Source organism: Chryseobacterium sp. 7, from assembly GCF_003663845.1.
Classification (GTDB): Bacteria; Bacteroidota; Bacteroidia; order Flavobacteriales; family Weeksellaceae; genus Chryseobacterium.
Genome location: NZ_RCCA01000001.1, coordinates 1,738,292 through 1,753,803, shown reverse-complemented (window position 1 = coordinate 1,753,803; position 15,512 = coordinate 1,738,292). Strand labels below are relative to the sequence as shown.

The window sequence follows — 15,512 nt, the reverse complement described above, 5'->3', positions numbered from 1 at the left end:
TAAGATTCAGACAAGCATTATCATAAATTCAACAAAACAAAACTTATCGTACAATATTCTCAACAGAACTCATTGCAAAACTTATATATTTTGAATAAAAAACAAAAAAAGATGATACTACACACGTACAACAAGCTCATAATTATTTAGATGTCAACATGTTACATTTTCAAATTACTTTTACCTTTTATCACACTTATTTCTAGAGATAAAAGGTCAATACAATTTTTCAATAAAAATCATAATTGAAAGTAATTTGAAAATCAAAATTAAAATTGATCCTTAAATAGTCTCAAATGAGATGCTTTATAAGAAATAAAATTGAAAAAATGAGACCGTTTATAGTTGCCAGCTCTTTTTTTCATCAATAAACCCACAAAATAACGCAAAAACACAAAACACTACATATCAGTTATTTAAAAGATAAAACACACCGTGTAGTACACATGTAGTACAACATTTTTTCTTGTTTCCGTTAAAAATTTTCATATTTGAGCCATAGACCACGAAAAAAATACAAGTGGTGAAAAGAGAATATTTCGAGTGCTGTCTGACCTGATGAATCAGACAGTTTTTTTTTGGAACTATTTCAGCGTATCGAAAAAAAGATAGATGTCTGTTTCGCTGGGAATATTCAGTTTTTTTCTGATTCTGTATTTTTTCTGCTGAACACTCCTGTGCTGAACCAAAGTATAATTTGCAATTTCTTTGGACGTAAAATGCAGTTTCAGCATGGCACAAAAAACCAATTCGGAATTTTCAAGGCCAGGATTAATGGTCAGAAGCTGATCTATAAATTCAGGATAAGCTTCTTTAAAACGATCCAGAAATTCGGGATCATTCTTTTTACCCAGCTCTATGATCTCTTCCTGCTTGTTGTCATTCATCCTTATTTTCAGATCTTCGGCTTCCAAGGTAAGCACCTTTTTTCTTTTCCCCAAAGCACGGATAATTCTCCACGCATATAACCCTAATAAAGAAAGACCTGCCAGTGATAAAAGGACAATCCAGTATATTTTACTTTTATGCTCATCTGCATCTTTTTGAGCACCTGTAATAAAGGCTTCCATATCCTGATTAATAGTGGCCAGTAAAGAACTATTGGTTTTATAATAAGCATCGGTATATGCTTTCAGATAAAGGTATGCTTTTTCTTTATCACCTGTACGTTCATATAATACCCTGAGATCGTTATAGATATACTTACCATAATAAGCATAGACGCGTTTTGTTTTCTCATTGATTTTCAGGGCCTTTTTAAGAGCCTCTTCAGCTTTGCCATATTCTTTATAGGTAAGATAATACTCGCCCATAATGGTATTGGCATACAAAGCAATCCCATCTTCTTTCCCTCTTGCATTGGCTTTATTATAAGCAACCGTTACATATTTATAAGCCGAATCTTTATCTTTATGCATATAGACATAATCTCCTATGGCGCAATCCGTTAAACCTGAATTATCTAATTTTTTTGCTTTATGGAAATATTCTAGTGCTTTCTCGTAGTTCTTTTTTTGGATAAAATAAATAGCCTGTCTGAAATAAATACTAAAAAGTAAATCATTTTTAAGTTCTGAAACACCACTTTTCTGTATAAAGCCCATTGCTTCATTATTATATTGAAAAGCTTTATCTACTCTTTTGAGCTCTACATTGAAACGGCCATACACATTATAAAATCTTGCCTTATGGATATTATCTTCCGAGTTATCAAGTATTTCTTTTGCGTTATCAAAAAGAATTTGTGATTTCTGAAAGTTTTCTAGTGAAATATTAAGTTCAGCCAGATTGATATAGCATAATGCTTTACCATCGGCATAATTCATTTTATCGGCCTGTTTGTAATATCTTTTATTAAGATTAATCAAAGAATCATATTCCCCGGCAATTCTGAATTTCTCATTCTGTCTCAGCAAAGAAACATCAAATTTCTGTTCAGCCTCCTTTTTTGAATGAGAATGGCAGGAAACTAAAATGATCAATAAAAAAGCAAGAAAAATACGTGTCATACGTTTCTTTATTTAAGCTAAATTTCTGTATAAACTATAATTAAAAAGCAATCTCTTAGAATGAATGCTAAGGTTTTTTTAATTTTCAATGGTTATTTCTGTTGAGATCAATCATAAAATCTTTTCATAAAACAGAATCTGAGTGCTTTTATTGTGATGGGATTCTTTATTCGGTTAAATTTTCAAAAAAGTCATAAATATCTGTTTCTCCGGGAATATTCAGTCTTTTTCTGATCCTGTATTTCTTCTGCTGAACAGATCTGTGCTGTACAAAAGTATAGTCTGCAATTTCTTTGGATGAAAAACGCAGTTTCAGCATAGCGCAGAATGTAAGTTCAGAATTTTCAAGATCGGGATTGATCTCCAGAAGTGCTTTTATAAATTCGGGATACAGCTCTTTAAATTTTAATAGAAAAGAAGAATCATTTCGTTTGGCAAGGTCTGTAATTTCTTCCAGCTGCTTCGTCTGAACACGGTTTTTCAATGCATCAGTCTGCTCTTTCAGCGTATTTTTCTTCTGTTTCAATCTATTGATCATCTTTCGGACATATATACCTGAAACAGTAAGAACCGTTATGGATAGGGCAATAAATAATGGAAGATCATTCTTATGCCAGTCAGATTCCTGCTTGACTTCCAAAATAAAATCTTCGGTAGCTTTATTCATGGTGGCAAATCGTTCAGCATCAGACTTTCCTTCTTCTTCCATATATTTCTTCAGATAAAAGTAAGCCTTCCCACCGTCATTTTTCTTCTTATACAGCTCTGCCAATGCTTTGTAGACGTCTTTTATATGTGAAGAATAGGTATGTCTTGTTTTAATATTAATTTCAAGCGCTTTTTTAAGGGCTTTTTCTGCTTCATCACGATTATCAACCTCGTTATAATAATATCCCATGGTATAGTACACCCAGAGAGATTCTACATCTGTTGTTTTTTGGTTTACCATTTTTTCATCTGCTTTCGCGATGTATATTCCGGCAGAATCGGGCTTATGGTTAAATAAATAGTATTGTGCCACCATACAGTTCGTATAGGCTGAGTTTTCCAGCGTATTTCCCTTCTTAAAACATTTTAAAGAAGTTCCCATCCATCCTTTCCAGGCATAATAAATTCCTCGGTTTACATAAAGTCTTGGAAGAAGCCTCTGAGCAAGTTTTGATTTTTTTGCCTGTTTTAAAAACTGAAATGCTTTATTATTGCATTCTAAAGCCTTGTCATTGAGTTTAAGATGCGAATAATACAGGCTGTAATCATCATAGAAGGTAGCTTTATGATAGGCATTGTCCGAATGTTCCAGATCTTTTTCTGCTTTATTGAAAAAACAACGGGCTTTTTCGTAGTTTCCTGCCGAAACATTCACTCCGGCCATATTCAGGTAACACAGCCCTTTTCCTTCTCTATACTTCATTTTAGCAGCCTTTTTCAGGAATGCAATATTGAGGCGGACGAAAGCTTCATATTCACCGGATAACTGAAGATCAGAACTTTGGGTTAACAAAGAAACATCGAAATTCTCTTTTTCTTTTTCTTTATCATGAGAATTCTGGCTGCAGGAAAGCATACCGAAAAATAATCCCATACAGATTGTACAGACTATTATTTTCCTGATGCGTTTCTTTTTATCCTTAAAATCGATCCAATTTTTTTCTCTCATCACCACAGCTTTTCCCTATATATTCTAAGCATACTTCATTGAAATATGCTTAGAATTTTCTACTGTTATTCTATTATTTTTCCCCAATATGTGTTATAAATATACATAATATATCATGCTTATTATGAAATAAGCAGTTTATTTTGCAAAAATATAACATTTAAATAAAGTAATACGATTCCCCCTTAAACAGGCACTTTTTATTATTCCGGAATGTTTTATGCAGGATTTTCCGATCAAAAAAATGAATGTTTTGTTTATAATAAGACTATCTGAAATGAAATTTGTTACAAATATTTTAAGTACTAAAAATTCTTACCAATTATTTCAACTAAACAAATCCTATATACTAAATTTATAGTGAAAATAATTCTAACATTTTAATCTAAAAATTAATAAAAAGAATAAATTAGTAATACATCATGAATATTAATTATAGGAAAATTTTTCCTGAAGAAAGTAAAATATATAGAACTATCCGGCTGGAAAGTCTGGAAAAATTTCCTGAATCATTTGGAACCCATTATCAGGAAGCTTTAAAAATTGACAAATTCCGAATGGAAAATGATATTGAGCAGCAAACCGCCGAAAGATTTGTATTAGGAGCCTTTGATAATAAAAAGCTTATTGGAATTTGTGCCTTTGTGAAAGAGAAAAATACTATAGGAGCTATTTATCAGATGTATGTAAAAAAAGAATATCAGGGGCAAAATATTGGCTTGAAGCTCATTGAAGCTGTTATTGACGAAGCCCATCAACAATTTCCTGGCATTGAAATTCATCTGGAAGTTACTCCTGGAAATGAAAAGGCTTACAAATTGTACAAAAAGGCAGGATTTGAAGAAATAAAAAATCCTTCTCACGAAGAGCTGAATAAATTCATCATGATGAAATACATGACTGAATAAAAGCGGATAAAATACAATAAAAAAAGCTTCAACAGATGTTGAAGCTTTTTGTGACCCGGCTGGGATTCGAACCCAGGACCCATACATTAAAAGTGTATTGCTCTACCAGCTGAGCTACCGAGTCGGCCGCTTACTTTTTCAAGTAAATCCCTTTGTTTAAGGGACTGCAAAGATAGAAACTTTTTCTTTATTTACAATAGTTTACTGAGATTTTACAATCTGGAAAACCCTAACTTTTACAAAATCAGAGAGAAAAATTTTTCACATTGGAGCAAGCTCAGTGATTTGGATTTTGAATATTGTAAAAATGAATACAAACCCCTACTCTTATTACTTAAAATCATCTCTACCAGACAAAAATTTTCTTTCCTTAAATTTTTTTATATTAATTTTCAGAGCAATAATTTGTTTTTTTCAAATAAATTCACTATATTAAGACATGAAAAAAAATGAACGTCAGGACAATATAACCCATGCTGGCAAAGTTAACGAACGAGTAAAAGCACTGGAAGTCCTTGAAAAAGCAAAAAAAGTACAGGGAAAAATTACATTTCTCCGTCAGGGAGTTGGGAAAAATTTTAAACCGAAAAACGAAGAATAAAAGATATTCTTGAATTTCAATTGAGAACGAGTAAAATCAAGATGGTCCGTCAATTCAACTATATTAATCGGCCATTTTTGAAGCATTATAGTAAAAACTATAAACAAAAAACCTGCAAATTATAATTTTGCAGGTTTTTTTAATACTTTTTTGATGCTTTGAAAAGTTTTATTTTCACATCTTTCAAATAGTGACCCGGCTGGGATTCGAACCCAGGACCCATACATTAAAAGTGTATTGCTCTACCAGCTGAGCTACCGAGTCGGCCACTTACTTTTTTAAGTAAATCCCTTTGTTTAAGGGACTGCAAAGATAGGAAAACCCTCATCAAATCCAAATTTTTCCGGGCTTTTTTATGATAAAATTTGAGCTTAAAAAGTCAAACACCTGTTTATAAATTAATTACGTTTGTTATTTTTTTCAATAAAAAATACAGAATCAATGGCTACACAATTAAAAATAAAATTTACGTCAATTCTTACGGTTGACGTAAATTTTTAAATCAATCTGTTTTTCTGTTTTAAGCTAAGCTTTCAGATTCTCTGTTCTGATATTCAAAAATATTGATAATGGTATCCATTGTTTCCTTGCCAAGATGTTTTCCCACCAGATATAATGCAGCATCAATTCCGGCAGTAATTCCTGCTGTCGTTATCAGCTGTTCCTGATCCACATAACGGACATTTCTGATTACGTTAGCCTCAGGATTATGCTGTTCCAAAGCATCTAACAACATACTATGTGTTGTAATATCTCTATTGGCCAATATACAGGTTCCGGATAAAAGCATACTTCCTGTACATATTGTAAATACAGCAGTTCCGGTATCATAATGAGTTTTAATCCATTCCAGGACTGTTTCCTGAAAGTCTTTATCCTGAATATACTTCATAATGTGCTCCGGACTGGCTCCTGGAACAACAATCATATCCGGTTTAGGGCACGTATGGATATCATAAGTAGGAATGATGGCCATTGTATCGGCTTCCATGTAGATAGGCTCTTTTATCTTTCCGACTGTAAAGCAATGACAGGAGTTTGGATGGATGACATTTGCTTTTACAAAAACATCCAAAGGACCATTTAAATCAAGGGCTTCTACCTGATCATAGATTAAAAATGCGATATTCATTGTTTTAGTGTTTTGAAATTGTTTCATAATGCTGTTATTTTTAAGATTATTATTTTTGAACAAAGGCATGGGACTTCCCTACTGCTCATTGAGGATGATCAGTTTTATTTTAAATCAATAAGAAAAAAACAGTTATTCTGTAGTTTTGAATGCTTTCCGGTATTGTGCCGGAGAAAGTGAAATATTTTTAAGAAATATTCTTCGAAGCGAAACTGAACTGCTGAAACCACATTTATCAGCAATCATATCCACGCTCATATCGGTGTATTCCAACATGTTTTTAGCTTGATCAAGTCTCATTTTTTCAAGAAACTTTCCTGGAGTCATTCCTGATTCTTTTACAAATACTCTGGAAAAATTGCGGGTACTCATATTCAGTGAATCAGCCATATACTCTACTGTTATTATTTCACCCAGCTTATCTTTCAACAGATCCCGGACATCTTTTGTAAAAGGTGACATTACTTCATATTCCGGCAGAACATTTCCAAACTGTGACTGTATTCCGGATCTTTTTAAATGCAGTACAAGATGGCGGGCAACTTCTGTGGCCAACGGTTTTCCAAAGTCCTCTTCCAAAAGAGCCAGTGCAAGATCCATCCCCGAAGAAACGCCTCCTGAAGTATAGACAGGTTTGTCACAAATAAAAAAAGGATTGACATTCACCTCCAGCTTTGGATAAGATTTCTGCAGTGTATCTGCAAATTTCCAATGCGTTGTTACCTGTTTGCCATCCAGCAGACCTGCTTTGGCCAGAACAAATGCACCTACACAAACGGACCCTAAACGTCTTACTTCCGGCTTTACATTCCGGAGGTAATGATAAAGATCGGGGCTGATCTTATCTAATACACACAAGGTTGTCCCTGCCACCAGCAAAGTATCTACAGGAAAATCAATATCATAAATGTTATGGCTGCAAGACAATGACATTCCTGAACTGGAACAGATGACCTTCTCCGAAGTTCCGGAGACCAGATAAACACGGTAACCACCATCATGACTATGACTGCTCAAAAATCGGTTGGCAGCTGTAAAAACATCCAAGGGGCCTGCAATATCAAGCAGCTGTACTTGTGGCAATGCCAGAAGCACTATGTTTTTCACTCCAGCAGATTGTCCTTCTTTCTTCATATCTCGTTCTGTATGAATACAAATGTAAAGAGAAAGCATTTTGTCTGCAATGACAAAAAACATACGATTTCGGCCAAAATAAGAGATTCAAACCCAAAAAGAGGCTGCCTTGTAAATAAGACAGCCTCAGCACTCTACTATAAAACTAGCTAACAAGCTATATTTTTTGGTTGATTAAAAATTTAAATATCCCTTTATGCAGGTGATAATCTGCGGGATTTCAAATAAAGGGCGGTACGGTTCAGATAAGGAAAAATTAAGATCAACAGCAATGAAGCAGCAAGAAGCCAAACCATCATTTCGTAATAATCCATGGCAAAACGGACATGATCCTGAACATTCATTCTTCCGACCAATAGCTTATTAGCCGCTTTTGCAGCCTTACCTTCGGGCATTCCTCCCGCAACAAGTTTAGCCGTCTGCTGGTGAAGAAAAATTTTGACAGCAGGATCCAGAGCACTTAAATGATCCTGAAAAGCATTATAATGACGGCTTTTTTCAAACAGTTCAAAAAAGTTGATCAGAGCGATGCTTACACAAAATCCAAGATACCGGATTGCTAAAGCCGTTGCCGCAGCAGAAGGACCAATTGTAGCAGGAACGGACGAAATAATAAAAATAATGGTAGGAACCATAATCAATCCCACTCCCAATCCCTGAAGGAATAATGGAATGTAATAATTAAACTCATTTGCCTGAACATCAAAAGAATAATACATTAATCCATGAAAGATCAAAAGCATCAGAAAGCCAGGAACCCAAATAAACCGTATATTTTTCTTTTGCAAAACCATACAGCACGCAATAATGACTCCAGTAACCAACCCTGCCAGATTAAAAATATTGATATGAGAAATATGAAACGGATCTAAATGCAGTTCCGCAGTAAAGTAAGTATTGACAATCCCTGATGCAAACCTGCAGATATACATTACAAAAAGAATCAGTAAACCCACTTTAAAGTTTCGGTATCTGAAAACCCGCAGGTCAATATAGGGTCTTTTAATAGCCTGCTGGCGGAATATGGATATTCCTGTCAAAACCACAATACCGATTACACTTCCCAGAATCCGCTGATCTTCCAGCCAATAATATTCCTGACCAAAAATGGTAATATACCCTATCAGAACCAATATGGTACTGAACAGTCCGAAACTCTGCCAATCAAGTTTATAGAGATGAAACCTTGCATGTGTTCTGTAATTGCTCATCGCAAGAGTCAGGAAAATAAGTCCCGGAAGGTAAGAGAATATGGCGGTTTTATAAACAATATTAAAATTATAGGAATCTATGAGATCTGCGGTAATCAGGTTATTGAATGGCAAAGCACAGAGCAAGATTCCGAAGAACACAGAAAAACTGATCTCCCTTCCTCTTTCACTGCTCAACCTTGTAAAAATAAGGGTAAGTGAAAGGTTCACATTTCCTGCAAACAGCATTCCCTGTACAAAACGAACCGGAAACAGGATATACACTTCACGGGTGAAATAACAGATCAAACAAGCCAGAATCTGCAATGTGGTGAAAAGAAGAAAGTATTCTTTGGCGGCCAGAAAGCTGAAAAACCTTCTTTCCAGACTGTAAAACCCTACATATCCTGCATAAAACAATGCTACAGAAAACTGAATATCAGCCGGTTCACATCCATAATATCCCGCTGCCGCATTTACATTCGCCAAGGGAAGAAAAAAGATGATGATTCCCGGAAGTGTCATTGAAAAAAGAATAATCTTCACCAGCCATTCCGGAGCCCATTTTTTAAAATATGGCATTTGTCTTTTAACCATTGGAATGCTTTTTATCAGCATATACATTCACGTTCATTCCTACTTTCAGAATATCAATATCTTTTCTTATTCCGTCTACTTTAATTCTTACAGGGATACGCTGTACAATTTTCACATAATTTCCGGTAGAATTATCAGGCGGAAGCAATGAAAAACTTGATCCTGTTGCGGGAGAAAGTGAGATTATCGTCCCTTTAAATTCTCTGTCCGGATACGAATCTGCAACAATTTTCACATGATCACCAATGTGCATATCTTTGATTTGGGTCTCTTTATAATTGGCCACTACCCATTTATCAGTTTCATTATTGACAATAAATGCCAGTGTTTCTCCGGCATCAATCATTTGCCCAACCTCAACGGTTCTGCGTCCCATTCTTCCGTTATAAGCTGCCGTTACAGCGGTATAGCTTACATCAAGCTTATGGCGGTCCAGTAAGGCTTCCAGTCTTGCAATTTCGGCTAAAACAACCGTTTTTTCAGCCTGAATATCTTTGATTTTAGACACAGAAGCTGCATAATTATCCTGTGAAGATTTATAATCGCTTTCATTTACATCCAGTGTTGCTTTTACGTCTTCAAGGCGTTGTTTGGTGGCAGATTCTTCATCGTAAAGCTTTTTATACCTGTTATAATCAAGCTGCTGTTTCCAGACTTTCGCTTTGCTGGCATCTACCTGAGCCATTGCTGCGGCGGCTTCTTTTTCTGTAGTTCCTGTAGTGCTTTCCAACACTCTCAATTGGGCACGGGCTTTCTGAATGGCTGCCTGAGTCTGCTTTTCCTGAAGAATATATTCACGGTTATCAATAATCAAAAGAGTATCTCCTTTTTTGACCTCCTGATTTTCTTCAAACTTTACCGCTACAATAAACCCTCCGGCTCTCGAAATAACCGGATTGACATATTCCTGAACCTGCGCATCATTAGTCTGCTCATAAGCATAGTAATTTTTGAGGGTAAAACCACCCCAAACGGCAAGTGCAGCTACAATCAGAACTGAAATCCATCCTGTTATCTTGGTGATTAATCTATCGGTGGGTGTATATTTTTTTTTCATGGTATTATAAAATGCCTGTGATGTTTTGTAATAAATAGTAATTGTTTTGAGCCATAATTTTGGCCGCTTCCAGTTCAAATTTCGTCTGAATCAGCTGTATATCAGCATCCAGCAGTTCTGTAATAAGAGAAGTCTGGCTGAAATAGGTATTTTTAATGATACGCGCATTCTCTTTGGCCTGAATGACATTCGCTTCTGCTACTTTTATCTGTTCAAGGGCTTCCTGGTATCTTAAATAAGCTTCTTTCACCTGCTGTCTTACCTGATCTTCCGTATTCTTGTGTGCCTCTTCTTCTTTTTCAAATTCCAGCTGTGCCGCTTTTAGTTTATTTGTATTATGATAAAGGGAAGAAATGGAAAATGAAGCCTTAATTCCTACAATTCCCAATGAGTACCAATAGGGATTATAGGGATAAAGGAAAATCTGTGGATTGGCATAATAAAATTCGCCATACATCCCAATTTTAGGGCGTACATTGGCTTTTACCTGCTTTACTTTCAGTTTACTCAATTCTGTCTGCTGTTCAGAGACATGATAGTTGAAAGAGTGATCCAGTGCCAGTTTCAGATATTCATTGTAGGTAGTGTTTTCATTCCACTGATTAATGGGTGCTTCGGGAATTATCACCTGGTCATCAGGGATTCCGAGAATTATATTCAGTTTTTGGGTAGCGATCAGAATATCATTTTCTATAGTAATGAGAGTCATTTTTCTTTTTGAAAGTTCCAGATCAATTCTTAAAACATCACTTTTTAAAACCACACCGTTTTTATAAAGAGACTGTATTTCTTTGAGTTGTGTCTTTTGATCTTCTATATCCTGTTTTATCAGATCTCTGAAAATTAAAGTTTTCTGGAGTTCAAGATAAAGCCCTGCCGTTTTGTAATGAATATCAGAAACTGACTGTTCCTTCTGAATATCCTTAATCTTTTGAAGCGTCTGGTTTTCTTTGATCTTAAGATTCAGCTTATTTCCGTTATAAATGTTCAGGTAAAAATCTGCGCCAGCCCTGTAAAGCGTATGGATCACTTCATGCTGTGTGGGTTTGGAAAAAATTCCGTTTTCATAGATAGGAATGTTGGATGCTTTTTCTACCGAACCTTTTACATCAATTTCCGGCAGACGCTCTCTTTTAGCATCTTTTACTTCGGCTTCGGCAATGTCTGCACTGATGGTATTGATTCTGATATGACGGCTGTTTTCTTCCGCTTTTTGCCACGCGTCTTTTAGGGAGAGACGTATGGTATCCTTTGCTGGACTGCCGGTTTGAGCTGATAGGGTGTAGGAAATTCCAACCATCAGCAATCCGGCGACATAAGTTTTCATTTGAATTTTTGAATTATTGCACTGCAAATTTATTGGTAATCCGTAAATTTTATTTATCTAAAATAGTCAACTTTTACATGATTCCGGCCAAATGATTATATTTGTATTTTATTTGAAACTTTAAACTTTTATGGGATTAATTGCCGCACTTCCAGACATTGATAAAGACGATAAAAGTGTATTTGTAATGCACGAAAAATCGGAAAAACTGATCCCTTTTCATAAACATACAAAGGGACAGCTGAGCTATGTAGAAGGAGGAATTGCGTATATTACGATCAATAACAGAACCTATGTGGTTCCTGCAAGACATTTCTTCTGGATTCCACAGGGGATGGAACATATTTTAGAGATCGGATATACCGCCACTGTCCTGAGATCGCTTTATTTTTATGCCCATGATGATTCCGCAGATCCTTTCTATAACCGGCTGGGAATTTATCCGGCATCAGAACTTCTGATTCAGATGATTAAGTATACTGAAATCTGGGATGAAAAGCATGTGACTGCAAGAGATGAAAATTTTGAATTTTTAGTGGCTTTAAAAAAGATACTTCCTAAAACTCATAAACAGCCATTGCCTATTATTCTTCCTGCCACCCATAATAAACAGATGATGAAAATTGTATCTTATCTGGAATGGAATATAGGAGAAAAACTAACCTTAGCCAGTGTAAGCAACAGATTTGGACTGAGTGAGCGCTCTCTTTCCCGACTTTTCAAAGCAGATATGGACATTTCTTTTCTCCAATATCTGAAAACATTAAGAATCATCAAAGCCATTGAATTGCTTTTAAATACAGACAAGCCTATCAATGAAATTGCTGATGATGTGGGCTACAGCTCTATCAGCGCCTTTAGTGATACTTTTCATGAATTTACGCAATCGAGGCCATCGGATTTGAGAAAGAGTAATAAAGCGACCCAAAACATGTTGGGATAGACAGCTTAGAAATGATCTTCATCAGATTTAAGAAAAAAATAAAAGACTAATTTATCTTTTATTAAAAATATCTTTCTATATTTGTCTCATAAAACCCAGTAAAATGTTTTCAAAAACCTGTGAATATGCTTTAAGAGCTTTGATCTATATTGCCCAGCAGTCTAAAAATGACAGCAGGGTCGGGATTAAAGACATCTCAAAAAGTATCCATTCACCGGAACATTTTATTGCTAAAATTTTACAGGATCTGAGCAGAAAAGGATTTGTACAATCAGCCAAAGGCCCTAATGGAGGTTTTTATATGGATCAGAAAAACCTGAATACTTCCATTGCTGATATTGTAAGAGAAATTGATGGAGATAAGCTTTTCATCGGGTGTGGTCTTGGGCTTGACCAATGTTCTGAAACACATCCGTGCCCGCTTCATGATCAGTTCAAAAGCATCAGACAGGATCTGCGAATCATGCTTGAAACTTCAAAAATTCAAATGTTTGTTGATAATCTGGACTTGCAGCTTACCCATTTGAAGGCTTAAAAAAAATTTAACTTAATAAAAGATAAAAAGATCTTTTAATATTAAATAAATTATCATGAAATTATATCTTAAAAATCCACTTGTACTAATGTTATTCTGTCTAATGACCGGAATGTTTATGACCATCAGCTTTCTGGAAACTCCATTGAAGTTTCAGGTTCCCGGGATTACTCTTCCAACAGCGCTAGGACTGGGAAAACTTATGTTTGGACTCTCTTCAAAAATACAATGGGGATTTCTTATTGCAATACTCGCTCTGATACTCATCAGCCGAAGAAATTATACGAAAATTGATTTTATAATTCTGGCTGTTTTATTTTTCCTGCTTGCTTTAGAGCATTTCTGGATGCTTCCTGTATTGGATTCTCGTGTCGACTTGCTTTCATCAGGAAAAATAGTATCTCCTACTCCATTGCACAACTATTTTATTTATGCTGAAACCGTAAAAGCATTGTTGCTTATCATAGCCATCACTTTACAATTCAAAAAAAGTACAGTTCAATAACAAGCACGATTCATTATGAAAACATTAATTATCAAAACTATAAACACATTAATTATAATCGCAATATTATTTTCATATTCCAAAACAGAAACCACTCCTATTCCACAACTGGAATCTTATTCTGCACAAAAAAATATTGAGCCACAACCAGTAGAAACAGCGCCGGAAGTTCCTGCTTCCACAGATGCATCGAAACACGAAGGATTGAAATTAATAGAAGGAACCGACTGCCTTACCTGCCATACAATAGATTCCAAATTAATAGGTCCTTCTTATCAGGAAGTTGCCGCAAAGTATACGGATGCGGATCTTGATATGCTGGCACAGAAAATCATTGACGGTGGTAAAGGCAATTGGGGAGAAATTCCCATGGCTCCTCATGAAGGATTAAGTAAAGAAAATGCCAAACAGATGGTAAAATATATTTTATCCCTCAAAAAATAATAAAAGACAAAAAAGTATTATATTATGAATACAAAAACAGACTTTATAGGCAATATGGTTGCTGAAGATTTCAGAACAGCCGCAATTTTTAAAAGACATGGTATTGATTTCTGCTGTAAAGGCGGAAGAACCATTGAGGAAGCATGCAGCAATAAGAAACTTGCTCCCGAAAAAATTTATGAAGAACTGGAAGCCCTTCCCAAAAATGAAGGTTCTGAAATAGATTTCAACAGCTGGCCGCTGGATCTTCTCACAGACTATATTGAGAAAACCCATCACCGTTACGTAGAAGAAAAAACGCCCGTTTTGCAGGCATTTCTTGATAAATTGTGCAAAGTACACGGAGGAAGACATCCCGAGCTGTTTGAAATCAATTCTTTATTTAATGAATCAGCACGCGATCTGGCTGCTCATATGAAAAAAGAAGAACTGATACTGTTCCCATTTGTAAAGAATATGGTAAAAGCTAAACTATCCGGCAGTGCCCTTCAAAAACCTCATTTCGGAACTGTAGAAAATCCGGTTCATATGATGGAACATGATCATACCATAGAAGGCGACCGTTTCAGAAGGATTGAAGAAATCACCAATGAATATCTTCCGCCGGCAGATGCCTGCAACACCTATAAAGTAGCTTTTGCCATGCTTAAGGATTTCGAAAATGATCTGCATAAACACATTCACCTTGAGAATAACATCCTTTTCCCAAAAGCCATCCGACTGGAGAGAGAATTTGCCGTTGAATCTTAAAATTTAATACAGAATGACACCTAAAAAACTTTGGATATGGCTTGCTGTAGTAATGATTGCTTCATTTGCTGTATTGATCTTCTATGGAACTGAAATTTACAGAAAAATACCACCAATTCCGGACAAAGTAGTAAGCACAGACAGAACCTTGATTGCAACCGCACAGGATATTAAAGACGGACAGAACGTCTGGCAGACTATTGGTGGACAAACGGTGGGAAGTATCTGGGGACACGGTGCCTGTATTGCTCCGGACTGGACAACAGATTACCTTCACCGCGAATCTGTTCTCCTGCTTAATGAACTGGCCAAAAAGGACGGGAAGATTTATAAAGATCTTCAGGATGAAGAACAGGCAAAATATAAGGTATTGCTGAAAAAAGAGCTCCGTACCAATACTTTTAACGAGAGTAAAAATGAAATTGTATTCTCTCTTGAAAGGACTGAAGTGCAGAAACAGCTTGCACAGTATTATTCAAAATTATTTATGAATGATAAATGATTCAAATCTGATCAAACTTATTTTATTAAAGGCAAAGTTTCATCTGTGATTCTTATAATTTTAAGAGAGTAAAGATGAGCGGCTTTGTCGCAGATTAAACTTTATGGTAATACATTCGCTTAAAAATGATCAATGAAATTGATCAAACCTCTTTGCTCCCTCAATATATAGAATCAAGCATTTAATTCTTTGCGTCTATAAAATAATATTCCACTTACATT

14 protein-coding genes, 2 tRNA genes and 1 pseudogene are annotated in these 15,512 nt (G+C 35.5%); 8 read left to right on the top strand and 9 right to left on the bottom strand.

From position 1 onward, the window contains the following. Nucleotides 1–584 precede the first annotated feature (584 nt). Both CLU97_RS08045 and CLU97_RS08040 read right to left on the bottom strand, forming a co-directional pair. On the bottom strand, nucleotides 585–2,009 hold the full coding sequence (locus tag CLU97_RS08045) for a hypothetical protein (RefSeq protein WP_121487468.1): 1,425 nt from the start codon (nucleotides 2,007–2,009) through the stop codon (nucleotides 585–587). Between the two features lie 166 nt (nucleotides 2,010–2,175). Next, entirely contained in the window at nucleotides 2,176–3,666 is a 1,491-nt protein-coding gene (locus tag CLU97_RS08040) for a tetratricopeptide repeat protein (protein WP_147436465.1), read from the bottom strand. A 422-nt stretch (nucleotides 3,667–4,088) separates the two neighbouring features. On the opposite strand from CLU97_RS08040, the gene CLU97_RS08035 reads away from it, so the two are divergent. Beyond that, nucleotides 4,089–4,574 (top strand): GNAT family N-acetyltransferase, encoded by a 486-nt coding sequence (locus CLU97_RS08035; RefSeq protein WP_121487466.1) that lies wholly within the window; start codon nucleotides 4,089–4,091, stop codon nucleotides 4,572–4,574. Between the two features lie 51 nt (nucleotides 4,575–4,625). Here the strand turns inward: CLU97_RS08035 and CLU97_RS08030 are convergent. Beyond that, a tRNA-Lys gene (locus tag CLU97_RS08030) sits at nucleotides 4,626–4,698 on the bottom strand. Between the two features lie 315 nt (nucleotides 4,699–5,013). Here CLU97_RS08030 and CLU97_RS23620 point away from each other — a divergent pair. Then, nucleotides 5,014–5,175 carry a hypothetical protein gene (locus CLU97_RS23620; RefSeq protein WP_183084535.1) on the top strand — a complete coding sequence of 54 codons (162 nt, stop codon included), beginning with the start codon at nucleotides 5,014–5,016 and terminating at the stop codon, nucleotides 5,173–5,175. 191 nt (nucleotides 5,176–5,366) lie between these two features. Here CLU97_RS23620 and CLU97_RS08025 read toward each other — a convergent pair. The 6 genes from CLU97_RS08025 to CLU97_RS08000 form a co-directional block, all read right to left on the bottom strand. Next, nucleotides 5,367–5,439: transfer RNA gene (locus CLU97_RS08025), tRNA-Lys, on the bottom strand. Nucleotides 5,440–5,695: 256 nt separating this feature from the next. Beyond that, nucleotides 5,696–6,334, bottom strand: coding sequence for a DJ-1/PfpI family protein (locus CLU97_RS08020; protein ID WP_121487465.1), 639 nt, complete (start codon nucleotides 6,332–6,334; stop codon nucleotides 5,696–5,698). Nucleotides 6,335–6,439: 105 nt separating this feature from the next. Next, nucleotides 6,440–7,441 (bottom strand): GlxA family transcriptional regulator, encoded by a 1,002-nt coding sequence (locus CLU97_RS08015; RefSeq protein WP_183084534.1) that lies wholly within the window; start codon nucleotides 7,439–7,441, stop codon nucleotides 6,440–6,442. Between the two features lie 194 nt (nucleotides 7,442–7,635). Beyond that, the gene (locus tag CLU97_RS08010; RefSeq protein WP_121489683.1) at nucleotides 7,636–9,228 is read right to left on the bottom strand and encodes a beta-carotene 15,15'-monooxygenase; all 1,593 of its coding nucleotides are present in this window, start codon (nucleotides 9,226–9,228) and stop codon (nucleotides 7,636–7,638) included. Then, a complete protein-coding gene (locus tag CLU97_RS08005) occupies nucleotides 9,221–10,285 on the bottom strand; it encodes an HlyD family secretion protein (protein ID WP_121487463.1) in 1,065 nt (354 codons plus the stop codon). The genes CLU97_RS08010 and CLU97_RS08005 overlap by 8 nt, the downstream gene beginning before the upstream one ends. 4 nt (nucleotides 10,286–10,289) lie before the next feature. Further along, a complete protein-coding gene (locus tag CLU97_RS08000) occupies nucleotides 10,290–11,612 on the bottom strand; it encodes a TolC family protein (protein WP_121487462.1) in 1,323 nt (440 codons plus the stop codon). A 130-nt stretch (nucleotides 11,613–11,742) separates the two neighbouring features. Between CLU97_RS08000 and CLU97_RS07995 the strand changes: the two genes are divergently transcribed. The 6 genes and pseudogenes from CLU97_RS07995 to CLU97_RS07970 form a co-directional block, all read left to right on the top strand. Continuing rightward, a complete protein-coding gene (locus tag CLU97_RS07995; protein ID WP_121487461.1) occupies nucleotides 11,743–12,555 on the top strand; it encodes an AraC family transcriptional regulator in 813 nt (270 codons plus the stop codon). Between the two features lie 103 nt (nucleotides 12,556–12,658). Then, nucleotides 12,659–13,090 (top strand): RrF2 family transcriptional regulator, encoded by a 432-nt coding sequence (locus CLU97_RS07990; RefSeq protein ID WP_121487460.1) that lies wholly within the window; start codon nucleotides 12,659–12,661, stop codon nucleotides 13,088–13,090. A 55-nt stretch (nucleotides 13,091–13,145) separates the two neighbouring features. Beyond that, nucleotides 13,146–13,595, top strand: coding sequence for a hypothetical protein (locus tag CLU97_RS07985; protein ID WP_121487459.1), 450 nt, complete (start codon nucleotides 13,146–13,148; stop codon nucleotides 13,593–13,595). 15 nt (nucleotides 13,596–13,610) lie between these two features. Then, nucleotides 13,611–14,039 (top strand): c-type cytochrome, encoded by a 429-nt coding sequence (locus CLU97_RS07980; RefSeq protein ID WP_121487458.1) that lies wholly within the window; start codon nucleotides 13,611–13,613, stop codon nucleotides 14,037–14,039. Between the two features lie 24 nt (nucleotides 14,040–14,063). Next, on the top strand, nucleotides 14,064–14,789 hold the full coding sequence (ric, locus tag CLU97_RS07975; protein ID WP_121487457.1) for an iron-sulfur cluster repair di-iron protein: 726 nt from the start codon (nucleotides 14,064–14,066) through the stop codon (nucleotides 14,787–14,789). A gap of 13 nt (nucleotides 14,790–14,802) precedes the next feature. After that, nucleotides 14,803–15,285, top strand: a pseudogene (locus tag CLU97_RS07970) (nitric-oxide reductase large subunit); the annotation flags it as partial. Between the last annotated feature and the right edge of the window lie 227 nt (nucleotides 15,286–15,512).